Consider the following 19274-nt stretch of genomic DNA (forward strand, 5'->3'; position numbering starts at 1 on the left):
CGATCTGTTTGGCTCGGCGGCCTGGTGGTCGTCGGGGTGGAGGTCGGCGCGTCCGCGCCGGGGCCCTTCGGGCCGGATGTCTGGCTGGCCTTGTCTGGTGTTACTACTGGTCAGTTGGGGTTTTTGGCGCACTCCGTGCGCCTTGCTGACTGGGAGGAACGGTGGGGTCTCGGCTTCGTCGCCGCCTTCCCGCCCTCGATGGCGCCTCGGAGCCGGCCCTCCCGGTCCGCCGTCCGATAGTGACACACAGCCATACCCGGCGCAACCCCTCCCCATCTCGACGCCACGAACCGTCACCAACCACCGGTACTGAGTGGTACAGACCAGTTGGGGTCCGGAGCAGGACCCGAAACGCCCCTGGAATGGCCACCAATCCCGGTTCAGAATGCCGCCGTCACCAAATCCGCCGCACCCGACCACGCGACCGGCCCCGCGCCCTGACAATGCATCACCCTGGCCCCTGTGTAGCCCCAGGGAATCCACCCCACACTCCCTCAGAAAATCCGTTCAGCGGACCGCTGACGATAGGGCGCAGAATTCCAGTAAAACCCCCAACCCGCCCATGCAAAAAACCATCAAAAACCCATGGGAAAAACCCATCCCCGCCGTCCTGGCCCCGACCCGCCGTCCAGGACCAGGCGCAGCACGGCGGCGAGCAGGACACCGACCGCCCGGAACCCCGGGGCCAGCCGGGACGGCGCGCAGCCGTGACGGGGCGGCCCGGGCGCAGCACGACGAGGACCAGGACAGCGCCCCGGCGCAGCACTTGGGACGGCTGCGAGCACCCAGTCCCCCGCAGCCGGGACGAGCAGGCCCGCAACGGCACGGCGAACAGCACCACCAGGCCGACCGAGCAGGCAAAGCAGGATGTCGGGCGGCGGGCCCTGGCCCCGGGGACGGCGGCGAGCAGACCCTGGACGTCGCCGAGGACGCCGACAGCACCACCAAGACCAGGACGACGACGAGCAGCCGGCCCGCGGCCGGGACAGCGCCGGGGCGAGCAGCACGTCGACGAGCAGCGGCCGGGCTACGGTACGCAGCCCCCGGCGGCCGGCCCGGACGGCGGCTCAGGGCGCATCGACCCTCAGCCGCGACGGCTCGGGCGCAGCACGACGGGCAGCCAGCCGGGACGACGTGACCGAGCAGCCGGCCGTCGTCGCCAGGGCAGCCAAGCCGGGACAGCGAGCGGCGAGCAGGACCACCGCCGCCGAGCGGACGGCGGCGAACACCCGGCCCCGCAGCCGGGACGCGCGGGTGCCGAAGCGGCGAGCAGGCCCTGGACGGAGCGCTGCGAGCGTGACGGCCGGACGACGAGGACGGCGGCCGGGGCACGCGGGCCGGCGCAGCAGGGTCGCCGTCGACCAGCAAGCCGGCCCCAGGACGGCAGGCACGACGACGGGCAGGACCAGGACGGCGGCGGCGCAGGGCCCCGGGCGGGTGTACGGGCGGACAGGCCCCAGGGCGCGACAGCGGGCAGCGAGCGGGTCCCGGAGCGGCGGCCAGGCCGACGGCCCGCCAGCGGGCAGGCCGGGGGCGGCCCGGCGCAGCGCCACTCACCCCGCTGGCTGATGGACACGGCCCGTGTCGTGGGATGGTGTGCTCCAGGCTCGGCAGCGGGAGCGGAGGCGCGCGTGCCGGAGGAAGCCGCAGCAGATCCATGGCCACTCGTGGTCCGGGTGACCGGCGGCCGGATCAGCCACCAGGCCCGTCGGCGGCTGACCCGGGCCGGCCGGCCGACCCTGTGGCTTGAGCTGGCCCGCGGTGGCAGCTGCCTCGCAAGCGCCCTGGAGAACGGCCTGAAAGCGGGCCGGTGCGCACGATGCGCCGAGCGCGCTGAGCGGGACTGCAACCCTGAGCAATGGCAAGCCGCTGCTGCGGAACGCCGAGCCGAACTGGCAGCGGCTCACGGGCAGCACCCGCTGCCGTTCCCGGTGCACCGACGAGCCGGCTGACCCACCCGCCGAGGCGGCGCTTGCGGCCCTGGTCCGGTCCGCGCGTTGGCGGGGGTGATGTTCACGCGGTGGCGTCCAGCCGGCGGTCGGCGTGGGAGGACGGCGTCCTGCCTTACGGGTCGTGCGCGGGGGCTGACCTACGGGACAAGAGGTCGGCGGATACTGTTCCGGGACGCCGACAACTTCCCTGCGAGCTCGCGCGGCGTCCAGCCCGAAGTTCCGCCGGCCTTCCCGACCGGACGGCGGGCCCGGCGAAGCCGTCGACCGCAGGCTGGCCCCGGGCGGGCAGCCCGGCGCAGCGGCCAACGGGCGGGCCCTGGACGGCGGCCGGCAGCACCCTCAGGACGTCGAGCCGGCGCAGCGTTCTCCGCGGCCGGGACGGGGACGGCGCAGCACGGCGGCACGTACGACCGTCATCCACCGCATCGGCCCCGGGCAGGCCGGTCCTGGCCCGGACGGAGGCCCGGCATCGCGGTGAGCAGGGTGTCGAGAAGCCGGTCCCGGACGACGCCGAGGACGACGGCGAGCAGCGGACGGGGGACGGTCGGGACGGAGGGGCCAGCGAGCGGGGCGGCGAGCGGTCGGCCGTCGCCGCCCGGGGACTGCGCAGGGGTCCCTGGGGCGGCCCCGCTCTGACCCCTCAGCCGGGACTGGACGGTCGCGGCCCGGCGCGCAGCAGGCGGCCGGACGCGGCGGCGGCCTGGACGGCGAGGTGGCGCGCCGGCCGGGCAGCTCCCGGCCGACGTGGCCCGGGTGGCTCTGTCCACGAGTTGCGGTTCTGGCTCAACTTCCGTGGTCTGCGCACGGTGAGTGACTATGCGGCGGTGCGGTCGGAGTCGGGAAGTTGCCCGGATTTCGCCAGTGGCCGGGTCGTGATGGCTGACAGTGCGGGACCGTGGATGATCTGGTGCCCCGGCTGGAGGGGCTGCTGTTTCCGTCGGTCGTGGGTGTTGCGGTGCTGTCGGTCGATGTGGACGTCGAGTTGGTGACCGTGCGGGTCAAGTCTTCGGCGGCGGGGCACGGCTGCCCGGGGTGCGGTGGATGGTCGACCCGGGTGCACAGCTCCTACCTGCGGTTTCCCGTTGATGGTCCGGTCGGAGGGAGGCAGGTCCGGCTGAGCCTGTGGGTGCGGCGCTTCGTGTGCGGCGACCCGTCGTGCGGGCGGCGGACCTTCGTCGAGCAGATCGAAGGGCTGACCCGCCGCCACGGCCGGTGGACCGAGCAGTTGCGGGCGACGCTCGCTGCGGTCGGCCTGGCGCTGGCCGGGCGGGCCGGTGCCCGGCTGGCAACCGTGTTCGGGGTGTCGGTGAGCCGGAGCACGGTGCTGCGGCTGGTCGGAGAGCTTCCCGATCCGCAGCCGCCGGCCCCGCGGGTGGTGGGCGTCGACGAGTACGCGACACGCAAGGGCCGTGCCTACGGGACGGTGCTGGTCGACGCCGAGACACGCCGGCCGGTGGACCTGCTGCCCGATCGGGAGGCGTCCAGTCTGGCGGCCTGGTTGGCCGCGCGGCCGGGTGTCGAGGTCGTCTGTCGCGACCGTGCGCCGTTCTTCGCCGAGGGCGCCACCGCCGGAGCACCGCAGGCCATCCAGGTTGCGGATCGCTGGCACCTGTGGCACAACCTCAGCGAAGCGGCCGAGCGGGCCGTCGCCCGCCACCGGCAATGCCTGCACGCCGCAACTCCTTTGCCCGGTCGAGACGTCGCTGTCGAGCCTGCGGGCCGGGAGGAGAACGTGGACCAGCCCTGGCCGACGGGCTACCGGTTCGCCGACCGCACCCGAGTCCGGCACGCCGAGGTGCACGCCCTGCTGGCCGCGGGGCACAGCAGACGCGCCATCCAACGGCAGCTCGGCATGACCTGGCGCACAGTCAAAGCCCTGGCTGACGCTGCGGACCCAGAGGAGTTCTTCCGGGGCCAGTGGCAGAACTGCCCGTCCGTCCTGGACGAGTACAAGCCCTACCTCGACGATCGCTGGAACGAGGGCTGCACCAACGCCTGGAAGCTCTGGGAGGAGATCGTCCCACTCGGCTACAAGGGCAGCTACCAGCGTGTCAGCGCCTATCTGCGGCGGAAGCGGACCTCGCCCCGGCCGGTGACCGCCCTGCCGCCGGCGCCCCGCACCGTCGCCGGCTGGATCCTCCGGCGGCCCACGGCGCTGTCGGAGGCCGAACAGCTTCAACTCAAGACCATCCTGGCCCACTGCCCCGAGCTCGACGCCCTGACCCGGCACGTCCGCTCCTTCGCCGTCATGCTCACCGAGCGCCAGGGCGGGCGTCTCCCGGAATGGCTCGACGCCGTCCGCCAGGACGACCTGCCCAGCCTCCACACCCTCGCCGCCGGCATAGACCGCGACCGCGCCGCCGTCATCGCAGGACTCACCCTGCCCTGGAACTCCGGCGTCGTCGAAGGCCACGTCAACCGGATCAAGATGCTCAAGCGCCAGATGTTCGGCCGCGCCGGGTTCAATCTCTTACGAAAGCGTGTCCTGCTCAGTGGGTGACACCACGCACAACGCTCTCGTGGCGACGCTATAGCCTCGGCCTGTGACCAACCGCGGCAGCTGGACAAAGTGCATCCATCCCGACAGGCTGCCCCACTATCAGGAGCTTCTCGAGGGTACAGACTGGGCATCGCTCGCCACCCCCTACGGGACGGGCGCATCCCTGCCGGTCGCCCTGGCGCGTCTCCTCGACCCCAACCCGGCCGCCAGGGCAGCCGCCGTCAAGGACGTGAGCGATGAGGTGGACCACCAGAACACCATCTACGAAGTCACCGTGCCGGTGGCTTTGTACTTCGCAGCCATCCTCAACCATCCGGCCACCGAAGTGGGCGACCTCGACCACGACGCTGACGTGCCATCACGCCATCCCACCCGCGCGTCGCTACTGAACAGGCTCGGCGCCACCGCCTACGACGCCGAGTACCTTTTCGGCGAAGGTTTTCTCCAAGCATGCCCGGACACGCGCACCTTTAGGAACCTGCGGCCGGCTATCTACTCCGCAGTTCAGCCGTTCCTCGGCCATGACAATGCGAAAGTACGCGACGAGGCCCTCGTGGCAGCCATCCCCCTCACAAAGGACCGCAGGCTTATTACACACCGGGCCGAGCTGGTCGAACACGCCCGCTACCTGCTGACCACCAGCACCAACCGCTACCACCGCGACCGCGCCCTGGATGCACTCAACGCCTGGGGTTACGACACCAGTGATCTTGAAGACGCGAACGACATCGCATCCCGTGAATTGCAAGCACGCCTGGCCGATTATGACTACTGGTTGGCAAACCACGGGACTGGAGGTGACACCGAAGATCCGCCGTTCTGACGTGGGGACTCGCAGCGCCCGACTTGTTAGCTGTCACTCAGCGTGGCGGCACCACAAAAATTGAGCCAGAACCGCAACTCATGAACAAAGCCACCCGGGCGCAGCACGACGGCGAACAGCTGGCCCTCGTCGCCCAGGACGGCGGCACGGCACAGGAGCCGACGAGGGACGGCCGGGCAGCCGGGACGGAACGGCGGGGCTGGCGGCGGATGGCGGCGGAGGAGGCGGCCGGTAGGCAGTGCCCCGGACGGCGGGCAGGAGCAAGACGGCCGTGACGCGGCCTCCGCCGGCGGGCGGGACGACGGCCCGGCCGAAGCGGTGGCGGGCAACGAGCAGGCCAGGACGGCGGCCCAACGGGCAGCACCGCGGTGAACGGCCGGCCGGGACGGCGGCCCGACGGCGGCACTGGCAGCCGGGACCGGGACGGCCCGGACGCAGCACGACGAGGGCGGCCGCGCGCAGCCGGGACGAGCGGCCCCGGGGGCGGCAGCACAGCAGCAAGTGGCCTCAGGTCCGAAGCCAGCGGTCAAACGGTGGGTCGGTGGGGCCCGGGCGCCGGGTCCAAGGGCGAGGGCGAGGGCGAGGCCGCGCCGGGCGGCGCACAGCATCCGGGACGACGGTCCGACCGGCGCGGTGGCGAGCAGCGAGCAGGGCGGCCTGGGCGCAGCGCGACGGCGAGCAGCGCGGCTAGGAGCAGGAGACGTCGACCCGGCCCAGCAGCCCCGGCAAGGCCGCCCGTCCGCCCCCGCAGCCGGGACGGACGGGCGCAGCGGCGCGGGTCCAGCGTCGGCGGGCAGCCGGGACGGCCGGGCGGGCCGTCGAGGACGTCGCGATCCCCCTGTGCTCCTGCCGCCGAAGGACAAGCCGACGCTTGGTACTGTCCTGCGCGAGCTCCGGAGCCATCCGGACCAGTTCGAGCTCGTGATCCTTGGTCAACGCGGCGCCGGCGGGCCCCGAGGCGTTCACGGCGATGGTCACGCTCCTGTGGGAGGGGCACCGTGACCGGCATCCCGGCGGGCTGACCAGTGCCCCCGTCACTCTCAAAGCAGCGCAGGCGGCCGTGCACCTTGCCGTCACCCTGGTCCAGTGGATTGCCGCCGGGACCATCCGCCGCAAGCCCTGACGGCCCGCCAACACGGCCCCGCCGCACAGCTGCTCAGCAGCTGGCGGTGGGGAAGAGCCGGGCCGGAGCCGAGTCCGCAGCCCGCGCCGACACCTCTTCCGCACGTAACAGCCGTACGGGAGAGCCCCGGACCGGACGGCGGTCCGGCGCAGCGTCGCGGTGAGCGGCCCCACCGGGGCCGAGCAGGACATCGTCGGGCAGGGCGGCAGCAGCAGGGCCTCGGCCGGGAGCGCCGGGACGTCGAGCGGGTCCTGGACGGTGGCCCGGCCGACGCGGTGGCGAGCAGCGGGCAGGCCTGGCGGCCCAGCGCAGCACTGCGGCGAGTAGGACGCCAACAAGCAGCTCGCGGACGGTGGCGAGCAGGCCCGGGCGGCGACGACGCGGTCGGCGAGCAGGACGGTCGACCCGCGCTACCGCACGGCTGGCACCAGCCGGGTAGTTGGCCAGGCCGGTTGTCCCGTGCCGAGCAGCGTTCAGCTGCTCACCGGAGCTGGTCGATGGACGGCAAGGAGGTCGGCATGTCGTCGGTGACCCAGACGTACTCCAGGGCCGACAGGGTCGTGCCTGCCTCGGCCCAGACCAGTAGTTCGCCGATGTACTCGCCGGAACGGTCGTAGACGGTGGCACCGGTCGGCAGCAGCGTGGACGGCGCGGCGGGATGCTGTTCCAGTCCGCGCACCTGGAGATCGACGCTCACCGACCCGGGCCCCCAGGTGGCCACCACCTTCGTGTGGTCCAGCTGGCCGCGCAGTGCTGGGGCGTCGGCGAAGTCGGCTTTCAGGAGATGTTCCAGCACGGCTCGCTCGGAGTCGTTGAGGGGGCGAGGTTCGATGGGCACGGCAGGCATGGGTCCATCCTCGCGGTTCGCCGCCATCCGGACTGTCCTGGCGCAACCCGGCAGCACGACGGTACCGGGCGGGAGGTCAGCAAGCAGCTCCCGGACGGCGGCGACGCGCCCGCCCGGACGGCGGCCTCGGCAGCACCGCGGCGACGAGCAGGCCAGGACGGCGACGCGCCGGGCCCTGCGTCCGGGACCGGGGCGGCGCGGCACGGGGGTCGTCGTCCGGGCCGGCGCGGCCCGCCCGGACAGCGAGCAGCCACCGATGAGCGGGTCCAGGACCTCGGTACGGCGCGGCACGACGGCGAGCAGCGCGGCCAGGAGCAGGGCGTCGACCCGGTGCAGCGCGATGGTGGGCGCGGCCGGCGAGCGGGGCCTGGGCAACAGCCCGGCGCGGTCACCGAGTCACCCGGCGGCGGAAGCTGGGGCCGGCCGGATGGCGAGCAGCAGGCCGACGAGCAGGCCCTGGTCACTCTCCCCGGCGAGGGCGGGCCGACGAAGGCGACACGCTGGTGCGGGTCGGAGAACTGAAGACGCAGCCGTACGAGCGGGACGACGGCGGCCCGGCCTCGGCCCGCACAGCGGGCCCGAGCAGGACGGCAACGAGCAGGCCTCGGACGGCGGCCCGGCGCGAGGACGAGCAACGAGCAGAGCCAGGACGGCGACCCGGCGCAGCAGCTGGCCCCGCAGCCGGGACGGCAGCACCACGCAGCACGACGGCGAGCAGCTGGTCGTCGTCGGCCGGGACGGCACTGAGGCACAGCCCGACCGACGCCGACCGGCACGGTGGTGGGCCGCCGGGCACGAGTGGCCGACCGCGGTTGCCTGCAGGGTGGGCTGCAGGAAGGGCTGGAGGGTTGGCCGGACCGACGCACCGAGAAGCGCACCGACGGTAGGAGAGAAAGCGGGCAAGCCGGACCGAACAGTGCAGGCCAGAACGGCCGGGCAAGCCCCGCGCTGGCGGCGACACCTCTTCCGCACGGCTGCTGCCGTGCGGAAGAGGTGTCGGCACGGACGGCGGCCCGGCGCAGCGGCCGACGGGGACGGCCGGGCAGCTCCCGGACGGCGGCGAGCAGCGCGAGACGGCGGGCAGCGCGCCCAGGACCAGGACGGCGGCGGCCTGGACGACGGCACGGCGGTGGGCACGGCCGGCGGGCGGGGCTTGGACGACGGCACGGCGTGGTCACCGAATCGACAGCGGGCCCGGCGGCGAGCAGCAGGCCGACGGGCGGTGGTCGGCCCCGGTGGATCAGGACCCCACCGGGGCCGGGCACACAGCGCGTCCCCGGCCGCAGTCGCTCGACCGCCCCGAGACGCTCGGCCAGGCCGGACCGGAGCAGCCTGCGGAGGTGGTCGTCGCCATACAGGACGGTGCCCGGGTCGACCATGGTGCCGGTCATGCAGGGGTCAGCGACGAATCGGCCGCCGTCCTCGGCCGCGACCCGGATCCCCGCCGCGTTCGCCTCGGCCTGCGCCGCGTCGAGCGGGGTCTGGTGGCCCGGACAAACCGGCCGGACCGGGCGGCCCTCCGCCCACTGCCGCCAGGCTGACCGGTCCTCGACGGCGGCATGCCGTTGGCACTCGCGAGGTGCGGCCTGGCTCAGCGCGGCTGGGGTGAAGGCCGTGCGGCGTCGGAATTCGGCTGGGGAGCGGGCTGTGCGGCAAGCATCGGCCGGGTGCCCGGATGCCACGGGGTGGTGGGCTGCGGCTGGGGTGTCCAGGGATTCGGGGTCGTGAAGACCGGAGCGGGCTCGAGGCCGACCCAGTGCCACGTCACATATATATGGTCGTCATCGGTTGAGGCGAGCCTCTTGAATGCCCCTTCCGACAGGTCCAGACCGTGCCGCGGCGCGATCGGGGATTCATCGACCACGGTCACGGTTATCGACTTCTTCTTGTATGTGACGGTGAGTTTCCGTCCACAGAGCGCGGTCGTGAAGGTGCTGCTGTCCAGCGCGACAATGTTCTGGTCCGGGGTTGACACCCAGCCGCATGCCCCCATTCCAGGGGCGTAGTAGGTCGCCCTGCCGCTGAAGTCCGTGGCGGCAGAGGGGATGGCAGTGACCAACAGCAATACGCCGGAGGCCATCAGCACGGCCGGCGCTGCCTTCGCGATTGTCGTTCCCATGGTTCCCTTCCTGGATATTTCGCTCTGGACGGCGTGAGCCGGACCATCGCGGCGGAGCTGCCCTCCGGGCACACCCCGTCCTCACCGACCAGCGGCGGCCGGACACGACACGAAGACGTCGGCCGTACACCACCCACCCGCCCACCAGTTCAACGGGCATCACGCCCCGGACGTTCACCGCGCAGCGGACCGGAACGGCGACCATGCGGCGAGGCACCCGGACGACGAGCAGCGGCCGACGAGCGGCACCGGGACGGCGGCACGGCGCGATCACCAAGTCGACGGCGGCCCGACGGCGGGAGAACTGGGGCCGGCCGGACGGGCGCCCCCGGGACGGCCGTACAGCAGGCCGTCGGCGGGACGGGGCGGGCGCAGCGGTGCGGGTCCAGCGTCGGCGGGCAGCCGGGACAAGCAGGCCCCGGACGGACGGCACCGGGCGCAGCAGGCGGGCCGAGCGAACAGGCCGAGGCGGCCCGGGCGCAGCACGACGACGAGCAGCATCGCCAGGATCAGGACGGCGGCACGACGCAGCAGCCGACAGTGGGCCGGGCAGCCGGGACGGGACGGCGGGGCCAGCGAGCGGGCAACGAGCGGCTCCCGGACGGCGGCCCCGGCCCGTACCAGGACGGCGGCGAGCAGCGCGCCCAGGAGCAGGACAGCAGGCCCGGCGCAGCACGACGGTGGGGACGGGGTGGCGCGCTGACCGGGCGGCCGGGACAGCGGCCAGGCCGACGCGGCGGCGAGCAGGCGGCGGCGACGGCCCGGCGAGCAGTTCCCGGACGGCGGGGCCCTGGGCGGGGCCGACCCGAGCGACGGGCGGCGGCCGACGAGCGGGTCCTGGACGGCGGTCGGTGAGCAGCGGGCCCCGGCAGGCGTCGGCGGGGCCGGCCCGGACGGCGAGCAGGTCCTGGCCCCTGCCCTCCCGCACCACCGCGCGGCCGGCACCAGCCGGACGCGGGAGCGAGCACCCGAAGACGCAGCAGTGCAAGCGGGGCGGGGCAGCCCAGCCTCGGTCCCGCACAGCGGGACCGAGCAGGACGACGGCGAACAGCTCCCGCACGACGAGCAGGACCAGGACGGCGAGCAGCGGCAACACCGCACCGGCGAGCAGGTCCCGGACGGCGGCACGGCGCAGCACGCCGAGACCGAGCGGGACGTCAGCGGGCAGCGGCCGGACGGCGGCGAGCGGTCGGTCCGCCCGGACGGCACCGCGGCGACGAGCAGGTCTGGACGGCGGCGACGCGCCCCGTCGGCGAGCAGCACGGCAGCGGCGGCACGACCCAGCGTCCCGGAACCGAGCAGGACATCAGCGAGCAGGGCCTGGACGGCGGCGGGCAGCCACCAACGACGCCGAGCAGCAGGCCGGGACGGTGGTGGTCGGCGCAGCAGCCGACGGGGGGCCGGGCACGGCACCGGGCGGCCGGGGCAGGCGGCAGACGACCGAGACGGGCGCAGCGGCGGCGGGGCGGACCAAGCTGTGGCCGGTAGCGTGCCTGCCGTGTCCTCCGGCCAGAACACGCCGGCCTGCCCGACATGCGGCCAGCCCCTCACAGGGCTGGCCATGGCTCTCTTCAAGCGGGACGACGACGGCAAGCGCACGTGCCGCGCCGTCTGGGGCTGCCCTCGGGGCCACGTCTGGTGGCAATGGGCGGACCGCCCCCACCACCCCCTCGAGTCCTGTCCCCGCCCCGACCTCTTCACCTGACCACGGCCCAGCAACAGAGCGCCCGGAAGGTGCTGACGAGCCAGCGGGGCAGCCGAGGCCAGCGAACCGGCCCAGCCCGGTGCAACACTCCCACCCGCACCCGCTCCCAGCCGCATAACGCCTGGTCAGACCCGCAACACGGCCCCGCTTCGCACCCCCGCACCGGCCACCCGACCGCCGAACACCACCACCAGGACCAGACCGCCGAGAAAACCGGCCTTCCCGACGGCCACCAGCACCCCGGACAGCGGCCACCGGGACAGCGTCGGCTACCCCGGACGGCGGCCAGGACAATTGGCTCCTGTCGATCGCCGGCACCGGCAGCAGCCGCGGCCCCACCCCGGCCCCCACTCACCATTTCCGGTGAGTCGGATCACCAAAAACGGTGAGTGGGCGTCGCAAAAATACGACAGAACAGGGCCAACTCACCAAAAACGGTGAGTCAGCCCCCACACCCAGAACAGCCCCCGAGGCGGCCTGACGGCCACCCAGCCGTCCAACCGGAACGGCGGCACCCAGCAGCCCGGGACGGCCCCGGACGACGGCGAGGCCAGGACCGCGGCCAGCACGACGGGACGGCAACGATGGACAACGACGCCGTGCTGATCATCTCCATGCGCGTGCCCTTCCGGCGTGCTACTGCCGCCGATGGCGGTCCCGCTCGGCGCGGTGGCGGCCGCGGTCGGCTACTCCCGGGTCCGCACCGGCGTGCACTACCCGGGCGACGTCGCGGCCGGCGCCATCCTCGGCTTCGCCGCCGCCGTGGCATCCCTCGCCGTCGTCCGGACCCTGCCGCCGAGCTCCCGGAGTGAGCCGTCGGCGCCCCCGTCCGATCTCCGCCCCGCCCCGTCGGCAATCCGGGCCCATACCGGGCACGGGAACGTTTGTGCGCTATCTTCTGCCGTGACTATTTTCCCCCGGCAACGATCAGGTTCCTCGGGCCGCCACAAGTCCGCGAAGGGCGGCCGGCTCGCCGTCCTGGACGGACTGCGCATCCTGGCCGCGCTGATGGTGGTCTTCCACCACTACGTCGGCTACGGCGGCGGCGGCTCGGCCACGGACAGTGCCTGGGGCCAGCCGGTGGAGCAGGTGTTCCACCGCGCCTCCTTCCTCGGCGCCTATCTGTGGACCGGCGTCTGCCTGTTCTTCGTGATCAGCGGCTTCGTGATCTGCATGAGCAGCTGGGGCCGCCCGGTGGGCGACTTCGTCCGTTCCCGGGTCATCCGGCTCTACCCCGCGTACTGGTTCGCCGTCCTGCTCACCACCGCGGTCGTCACGATGTGGCCGCTCGTTCGCCAGCCGCTTCCCCCGGAGCAGGTGCTCGCCAATCTGACGATGTTCCAGGAGGGCCTGGGCATCAAGCACGTCGACGCCGTCTACTGGACGCTCTGGATCGAGCTGCGCTTCTACCTGCTCTTCGCCATCGTGGTCTGGCGGGGCGTGACCTACCGGCGGATCGTGGCCTTCTGCTCGATCTGGACGGTCGCCGGCATCGTCTCGGAGAGCACCAAGTCGCCGGTCCTGGAGTTCTTCGCGATGTCGCAGGTCTCCTCGTTCTTCGTCGCCGGCCTCGCGCTCTACCTGGTCCACCGGTACGGTCCCAACCTGATGCTCTTCGGCATCGTCGGGATCAGCTGGATCGTCTCGGTCCTCTACACTCTCCAGCACCAGGTGAACGTAAGCCGCTTCCTCGGCCGCGTCGACCTGCCGACCTGGCCCGCCGTCCTGCTGACCAGCCTCTCCTACCTCGTCATGATCGGGGTCGCCCTGGGCTGGGGCTCCCGGATCCAGTGGCGCTGGCTGACCTTCGCCGGAGCCCTCACCTACCCCCTCTACCTCCTCCACGAGACCATGGGCTGGACCGCCCTGCGCGCCCTCTACGACCACGGCACCAAGCCCTGGACGGCGGTCGCCATCGTCACCGCCGGCATGCTCGTCGCCTCCTGGCTGGCCCACCGGCTCATCGAGAGGCCCCTGACACCCCGCCTCAAGGCCGGCATGACGAAGAGCATCGACCAACTCCGCGCCGCCGAGCCCCTCCCGCAGCCCGCCACCCGGCCCCGCGGAATCCCGGAGACCGTCACCACCCCCTGGGCCACCGCCTTCACCCCCCGGGACACCCACCCCCCACAGCAGCCCGCCCCTGACTCCCGCTGACCTCGTCCCACCCGCGCCGACGGCCTCCTCCCATGCCCGGGCCCAGGTCCAGGAGCCGGCGACCAGCGCAGTCCGGTCGATCCGTGCGGTGTCGATCCTGGCCAACGGGGTGGGGGTTGCGGGCGCACGTCGATGGCCACGCCCCTCGCGTCGGCGCGCGGGAGGCGCCCCTGCCGTAGCGGCATGGCAGGGGCGCCCGGCCGGTCAGACGTTGTACCGGCCGACCTCCAGGAAGTACCGCATCTCCTCCGGAGTGCCCTCGAAGGCCTTCAGCGCCGCCGCGCGCAGCGCGTCACCGCCAGCGGGCCAGCTGGCCCGAGCTGGAGACCGATCAACGGGACCTGCTGGCGGCGATCGGCATCGAGGCCGACGCCGAGCTGGTGGCCGCGAAGGCTGCGGCCGCGGCGAAGCCGAAGGTGTCCCGTGCGGACCGGTTCCAGCTTCACCTGGCGGCGCTGGCCGAGTTCGTCGAGGAGAGGGCCACGCCCGTGTTCCGCGCCCGTACAAGACCGGCGAGGGGCTGTCGCTGGGCGCCTGGCTCAACAACACCAAGACCCGCCGGGACAGGTTGTCGGCCGAGCAGGTCGGACAGCTGGAGGCCCTGGGCGTGGCCTGGTAGGCCTCCGCCGCGCTCGGGCCGGTGCTGTTTGCCCGGCGGTATGCTGCCGGGGCCCTGAGAACGCATTAGAAGACCGCCGCCCTGGGGGGCGGCGGTCTGGCTTCACCTCACCTGGTTGGCCGGGTTCGACCATCGGCTTTCTCAGCGAGCCAGCTATCCTGACCCGCAGGCCAACCTATAAGGCTTCCCACGACAGTTCCGTGCTTCTCGCTCGACCTGTTGTCGCCTCGCCGCTGATATCGGCGAGGCGACAAAGCTATCAAGCTGTATTTAGGTCATCCTCCGGATACTGATTCTTCCAGCTGATGCAAGTAGGGCGCTGCCCTCCGGAGAGCAGGAACTCCTTCACGGCCTCTCGCACAAGGTCGATGGGAATCTCGACCTGATCACGGAATTCGGTCCGATGCCCCGCAATGAAGTACACGGGCGAATTCCTTGATTCCGGAGGCCCTGCCGATACAAAGTTTCCAGTTCCATCAATGAAGAGCAGAACCCCGACTTGCAGGTCCCTATCCACTCCTACCTGGAAGTCATGATCCGGCAGCTCGGGAAGATTGTATCCCGGAATCCTTGGCTTAACACCATCTCTGGAAAGGTGAATGATCTGGGCCAGATTCTCGTATGTCGAGCCGGTGAGAAGTTCTTCGATCAGAACGTCGACATCATCGGCAGAATTGAGATGGCCGGGACTCTCCATGTGATCCGGCCTGAACCGGAATTCGGCAATTTCCTTCATATTAGTCGGCACACCGCCCCTTATGGGTTCCATAACCCTTGCATTTCCATACTCCGCCAGGCATAGGAAACCAGACCGTGAGGCCCTTTGGCTTCTTCTCGTCCTTAAGGAGAAGCATATCAAGGACATCGTTGCATCCGAATTGCTGCATGCAAGGGCCAGTTTCATAGTTGATCACCAGGTCGGCTTCATCTATTCCTTCCAGATGCATCCTGGCGACCCACTTTACCTCAAGATCAGACGCCCGCCCGGAGACTCGGCCCGTCAGTTCCTTGGTTGCCGCTTTGACCCAAGCAACCAGTTCGGCCTCGTCCTTTTTCCGGCCACTGGCGAGGTCGTCGATGATTTTCTTTCCGACTCGTGCAAACCCGGCTGTCTCATCTCCATCCGAACGAGTTTTGAGGCCAGCCTTTCGCGCAATCGCACCGACGTTGTCGGTCGTGAACGGGGCGAAACAGTCGACATCATTGTGGACGAGAACTGGCGCGTCGCCAGCCAGTACGTAATAGGTGTGAAAGCCCTCAACGGTTAGGTTGAAAGCTGCGTCAAGGCCCTTACGCTGTGTGGCCTCCGAGACGGTGGCATCGGCGCCATTCGGGGTTCGTAGCGTGTCGCCGTTGTGGAGATCGGCTGCGTCGACCCACTTCTGATCTTTTTCGACCCAGAAGGGATGGTGGTCGGTTGCGGTGAGACTGCCGTTACCGTTGTCGCTCTGAATTCGGAGGTCGGTGAAGTCCTGATCATCCGGGGTGTAGATGACGTTCTCTACGGTACGTGCTGCGGTCTGGTCCGTCAGTGGGTCCGTGGCCAGAACGCTTTCGCCGACCTTAACTTGGTCGATCGGCTTTTGGCCGCCATCGCCCATCAGGACACGGGTGCCAGCCGGGAAACTGTTCTTCTTTTCGCAAATCCCCGCGATCTTGGAGTAGACCCGTTCGAGGAACTCAACGACCTTCTTGCCGATCGGCCCGGCCTTCTTCGCTCGATGGACCGCGGAGGTCCGTCACGGCGCCTCGAACTCCACGCGCACAGTTGCGCACAGCTATTGAATGAAATCCCCCAGTAATCAGCCCGGCAAGGAGTACGCACTCCTACCACCGGGCGCACGGAAGCTCGCCACCGCTCACTCCCCTCTCCCACCCCGGCGCACACACCGACACCCGCCGCACCCCGGCCGGCGAGCGACTCCTGGACGACGGCCCGGTGTGAGAACGAGCAGCGAGCAGCAGCACCACCAGGAGGACGAGGACACCGACCCGGGACGGGCGCCCCCGGGACGGCCGCACAGCGGTGGCCCCGCAGCCAGGACGGACGGGCGCAGCGGCGTCGGCCCGGACGGCGAGCAGCAAATCCTCCGGCCACGGAGACGAAGCTCCACCCCGCCCGCCGAAGATCCTGCGGCTTCACCCCGCCGCACAGCATGGGACGGCGGGCAGGACCAGGACGGCGGCGACGGGGCCGGCGTTGGCGAGCAGAGGCCCCGGCCGACGGCCCGGGCGCAGCATCACGGCGAACAGCGGGCCCCGCAGCCGGGACGGGGCCGCAGCGGCCCCCGCAGCCGGGAACCGGGGCGGGCGCGGCACGACGGCGAGCAGCGTGGTCAGGAGCAGGGCGTCGAGCCGGTGCAGCGCGACGGTGGGCGCGGCCGGCGAGCGAGGCCTGGGCGACGGCCTGGTGCGGGCACCCAGTCCGCGGCGGGCCCGGCGGCCGGGATAGCCGGGGCGGGGACGGACGGTGGGCAGCAGACCGACGGGCGGGCCCTGGAGGACAGCCCCGCGGCCGGGACGGAGGCGAGCAACCGGCCCCGCGGTCGGACGAGCAGCAGCCGAGCAGCACCTGGACCGCGGCCCCAGCCCGAACGGCGCGCTGGCCTGGCGCAGCACGACGCCGAGCAGCACCACCAGGACCAGGACACCGCCCCGGCGGCCGCCCCGGAGACAGCGGCGCGACGCAGCAGGCCCCGCAGCCAGGGACGGACGGCGCCCCGGCGAGAGGACGAGCAGCGGGGCGGGTCGGCGGCCGGGACAGCCGGGGGCCGGCCGGCGCCCCGGCGCAGCAGCCCCGAAGCCGGGACGGGACGACCCGGCACAGCAGGACGGCGAGCGCTGGCGGACGAGCGGGTCCCCGGGCGAAGATGGCCGACGCCATCGCCCTGGCCGAACTGCTCGGCACCGCCGCGACGGTGGGCCGCTTCGCCGAGGGCGACCTGCTGTCGATCCTGGCCACCAGGGCGAGCACGACCGGGTCGAGCCGATCCGCCGCAGCGAGACCCACAACCCGCAGCCGGGCCCTTCCGCCTGGTCAGGCTTCGGCTCGAACTGAGCCGACCCGGCTCGGCCCCCGGCCAGTGCTCAGTCTTCGTCGTCGACCAGACCGCAGGCGCCGGGGAACGACTCCAGGAACTCCCGCCGCTGCGGGTCCGACTCGGACTCGGCCAGATCCGTGAGCGCCCGCAGGAACCGGTCGAGCTGGTCCTCCGGCAGCCGCTGCAGCACTCCGGCCACGCTCTCCATCATCGTCACCGCGGAGTCGGGATCGACCTCGTCGTCCTCACAGCCGTCGAGGAACCGGACCGTGTCGACGACCAGCCCGACGAGAACGGGCACCAACGGGTCCATGTCACTCATCCGGGCAACCTACCCGACCCTCAGGACAACAGGAACGACAGCCGGCCAACGGCAGCCAGCGCAGCACGACGGCAACCCAGCCCCGGACCGGTCGGCGAGCAGGCCCCGGACCGCGGCACCGGGACGGCGTGACGGCGAGCAGCGCTACCAGGACCAGGACGTCGATCCGGCACAGCAGGCCCGCGGCCGGGACCGGGGCGAACGGAGCCAGGGGCGGGACAATCTGGCGCAGCGCCGCGGCAGTACGGCTGTCGCCCTGGTTCCCGGAGCGACGGCAGAACGGCCCCGGCGCGGGCAGCAGGCCGAACGACGGCCGGGACGGCAGCCGGGCACAGTGAGCCAGCCCGGGTACGGCAAGCGGGTGGTCCAGCCAGCCCGGCCGGGAGTCGTAGTTCCGCCGCGCCGCCCTCCCCCTGGCGCGGTGGTTCACCGTACGGTCTCGTGAAGGGCCCCGCCGCGGCCTTGGCGATGGCCGGGCCGGTCTGGATCGCGGCCACCACCTGCTCGGCCGTGGGCCGGGGAACGATGGCAGCGCTCGGCGGGCGCAGACAGACCCCCAGCCGCTCCAGCAGTTCCGCGGACCGTCGGCACTCCGCGGCGTCTTCGCCGAGGCTTCGCTCGTCCAGCTCACGGCCGAGCGCGAGAACGCCGTCCCGCGGGCGCAGCAGCGCGGCGCCCGTCCGTTCCGGCGCCCGCGCGGCAGCCAGACGACCGGGCGCGCTCGGGGTTGTCCTGTTCGGTGGCCACGACGACGTGGCGAGCCCGGACGATCCCTGCCGTACGTCGGCTCGCCGCCGCCCTGCGCGCCACAGCCCTGGGCGAAAGAGTCGATCAGCACTCCCGACTCTCCGTCCCGAAATCGGGCACCGGGCTCTAGACGTTCTTGAGCCGCCACCGCTGGTCGAGAGGAGGGTTCCGTCCGAAATCACAATCGGCCTGCACGATTAGGCCGTTCAAGCCCCCTCGATCAGGGACCAGGCACTTACCTGTCGCCCTGTTCCATATCCGCTCCCACTGCGGATCTCCCGAGTCGATGATGTCCTCATACCATTGGGCATCCTGCCCGGCAACGTCGCAGGGTATCTGGCGCGCCTCCTGCTGTCCCCGCGCGAGCAGGCAGTACCCGCTGTTCGAGTTCCTGAAGGTAGTGCTAATGCCATGATTGCTGAGCGTTGTCTGCCATTCCCATTTCTGATCCGCATAGCCTGCACATTGCGCCTGCACAAGAGCGATTTCACTTCCCGTGGAGGGAGCGAGGATGCAGAGCCCGGTATAGTAGTTCTGAATATTCGTCACTTGCAGACTCACGTATGCCGGAGCGGCAGCGGCAGGTACGCCGGGAAGAGCGAGGGCCATCAACACCCCGGAGCCGAGCACCGCCATTAGCGACCTGACTTTATTCACAACTCCACCCATTCAGAGAGATCCAGGCGGCAGGCGCCGACTCAGCAGTCGCGCGACATGAAGATCGGAAAATCTGAACCAACCGACACGAAAGAGACGTCGAAGGCTCCAAACCAACACCCCGACAACCATCGGCCTGTCGTTCTTGGATCACGAATCTTCCCTGCCACTCGAACCGGCCAGCCCCAACCCTGCCAGACACTCGCGAGAACCTAGAGGAGATATTAGGCCAACTCGAAATACCCGGCTCTTCATCTCAAAATGACCATCGAATTCAAACGCCCGCGCCTGCCGCGCCTGCCGCTCCGGCCGGTGCGGTGGTGCGGTGCGGGCCCCGGGCGGCCCGGTGGCCCGTGAATCCTGGCGGCGTCCTGGCCGCCCGGCCCGGCGCTGCGGGTCCCGTTCCGGGGCTGGGGAGGGGTTGGCGGATCTGATCGGCTGGATCGGTTTTCGCAGGTCAGGATCGGTTTCCCGATCGGCTGCGGATCGGCGGGCGATCGGCAGGCCAGCCGATAGCGGGCCGATCGGAATCCGGTCGGCAGCCGATCGTCGGCCGTTAGGGAGCCGATCAGCAGCAGGCCGGTGGCGAGGGCCTCCGAGAGGGAGGGCGCCACCGCGTCGCGGGCCGAGAGCTGCGGGGTGTCGGTGGGCCACTCGATGCC

At 71.5% G+C, this 19274-nt stretch carries 12 protein-coding genes and 3 pseudogenes; 6 read left to right on the forward strand and 9 right to left on the reverse strand.

Annotated elements, in window-relative coordinates; all coding sequences use genetic code 11:
• Positions 1-2847 precede the first annotated feature (2847 nt).
• From ABZW03_RS18715 to ABZW03_RS18725, 3 genes are all read left to right on the forward strand, one after another.
• Positions 2848-4452, forward strand: coding sequence for an ISL3 family transposase (locus ABZW03_RS18715; RefSeq protein WP_355259026.1), 1605 nt, complete (start codon positions 2848-2850; stop codon positions 4450-4452).
• A 43-nt stretch (positions 4453-4495) separates the two neighbouring features.
• Entirely contained in the window at positions 4496-5275 is a 780-nt protein-coding gene (locus ABZW03_RS18720) for a hypothetical protein (RefSeq protein WP_355259029.1), read from the forward strand.
• A 970-nt stretch (positions 5276-6245) separates the two neighbouring features.
• Positions 6246-6398, forward strand: coding sequence for a hypothetical protein (locus tag ABZW03_RS18725; RefSeq protein ID WP_355259032.1), 153 nt, complete (start codon positions 6246-6248; stop codon positions 6396-6398).
• 481 nt (positions 6399-6879) lie between these two features.
• On the opposite strand, the gene ABZW03_RS18730 is transcribed toward ABZW03_RS18725, so the two are convergent.
• The gene (locus tag ABZW03_RS18730) at positions 6880-7245 is read right to left on the reverse strand and encodes a hypothetical protein (protein ID WP_355259035.1); all 366 of its coding nucleotides are present in this window, start codon (positions 7243-7245) and stop codon (positions 6880-6882) included.
• A gap of 1591 nt (positions 7246-8836) precedes the next feature.
• Positions 8837-9364: an RlpA-like double-psi beta-barrel domain-containing protein gene (locus ABZW03_RS18735; protein WP_355259038.1), complete on the reverse strand. Its 528-nt coding sequence runs from the start codon at positions 9362-9364 to the stop codon at positions 8837-8839.
• Between the two features lie 2338 nt (positions 9365-11702).
• Between ABZW03_RS18735 and ABZW03_RS18740 the strand changes: the two genes are divergently transcribed.
• Positions 11703-13226 (forward strand): acyltransferase family protein, encoded by a 1524-nt coding sequence (locus ABZW03_RS18740; protein ID WP_355259041.1) that lies wholly within the window; start codon positions 11703-11705, stop codon positions 13224-13226.
• Positions 13227-13430: 204 nt separating this feature from the next.
• On the opposite strand, the gene ABZW03_RS18745 is transcribed toward ABZW03_RS18740, so the two are convergent.
• On the reverse strand, positions 13431-13775 hold the full coding sequence (locus tag ABZW03_RS18745) for an ALF repeat-containing protein (protein WP_355259056.1): 345 nt from the start codon (positions 13773-13775) through the stop codon (positions 13431-13433).
• Here ABZW03_RS18745 and ABZW03_RS18750 point away from each other — a divergent pair.
• Positions 13714-13845, forward strand: a pseudogene (locus ABZW03_RS18750) (helicase associated domain-containing protein); the annotation flags it as partial. The gene ABZW03_RS18745 and the pseudogene ABZW03_RS18750 overlap by 62 nt on opposite strands.
• Positions 13846-14104: 259 nt before the next feature.
• On the opposite strand, the gene ABZW03_RS18755 reads toward ABZW03_RS18750, so the two are convergent.
• The 3 genes from ABZW03_RS18755 to ABZW03_RS18765 form a co-directional block, all read right to left on the reverse strand.
• Positions 14105-14581, reverse strand: coding sequence for an Imm1 family immunity protein (locus ABZW03_RS18755; RefSeq protein WP_355259044.1), 477 nt, complete (start codon positions 14579-14581; stop codon positions 14105-14107).
• A gap of 1 nt (position 14582) precedes the next feature.
• Complete coding sequence (locus ABZW03_RS18760; protein WP_355259047.1) at positions 14583-15446, reverse strand: polymorphic toxin-type HINT domain-containing protein; 864 nt, start codon at positions 15444-15446, stop codon at positions 14583-14585.
• Between the two features lie 538 nt (positions 15447-15984).
• Entirely contained in the window at positions 15985-16482 is a 498-nt protein-coding gene (locus ABZW03_RS18765) for a hypothetical protein (RefSeq protein ID WP_355259059.1), read from the reverse strand.
• 224 nt (positions 16483-16706) lie between these two features.
• On the opposite strand from ABZW03_RS18765, the pseudogene ABZW03_RS18770 reads away from it, so the two are divergent.
• A pseudogene (locus ABZW03_RS18770) lies at positions 16707-16903 on the forward strand (IS21 family transposase); the annotation flags it as partial.
• A gap of 29 nt (positions 16904-16932) precedes the next feature.
• Here the strand turns inward: ABZW03_RS18770 and ABZW03_RS18775 are convergent.
• From ABZW03_RS18775 to ABZW03_RS18785, 3 genes and pseudogenes are all read right to left on the reverse strand, one after another.
• Positions 16933-17208 carry a hypothetical protein gene (locus ABZW03_RS18775; protein WP_355259050.1) on the reverse strand — a complete coding sequence of 92 codons (276 nt, stop codon included), beginning with the start codon at positions 17206-17208 and terminating at the stop codon, positions 16933-16935.
• 873 nt (positions 17209-18081) lie between these two features.
• Positions 18082-18591, reverse strand: a complete 510-nt coding sequence (locus tag ABZW03_RS18780; protein WP_355259053.1) for an RICIN domain-containing protein — start codon at positions 18589-18591, stop codon at positions 18082-18084.
• 272 nt (positions 18592-18863) lie between these two features.
• Positions 18864-19274: pseudogene (locus ABZW03_RS18785) on the reverse strand (hypothetical protein); the annotation flags it as partial.

The organism is Kitasatospora sp. NPDC004799 (genome assembly GCF_040609095.1).
Taxonomy (GTDB): domain Bacteria; phylum Actinomycetota; class Actinomycetes; order Streptomycetales; family Streptomycetaceae; genus Kitasatospora.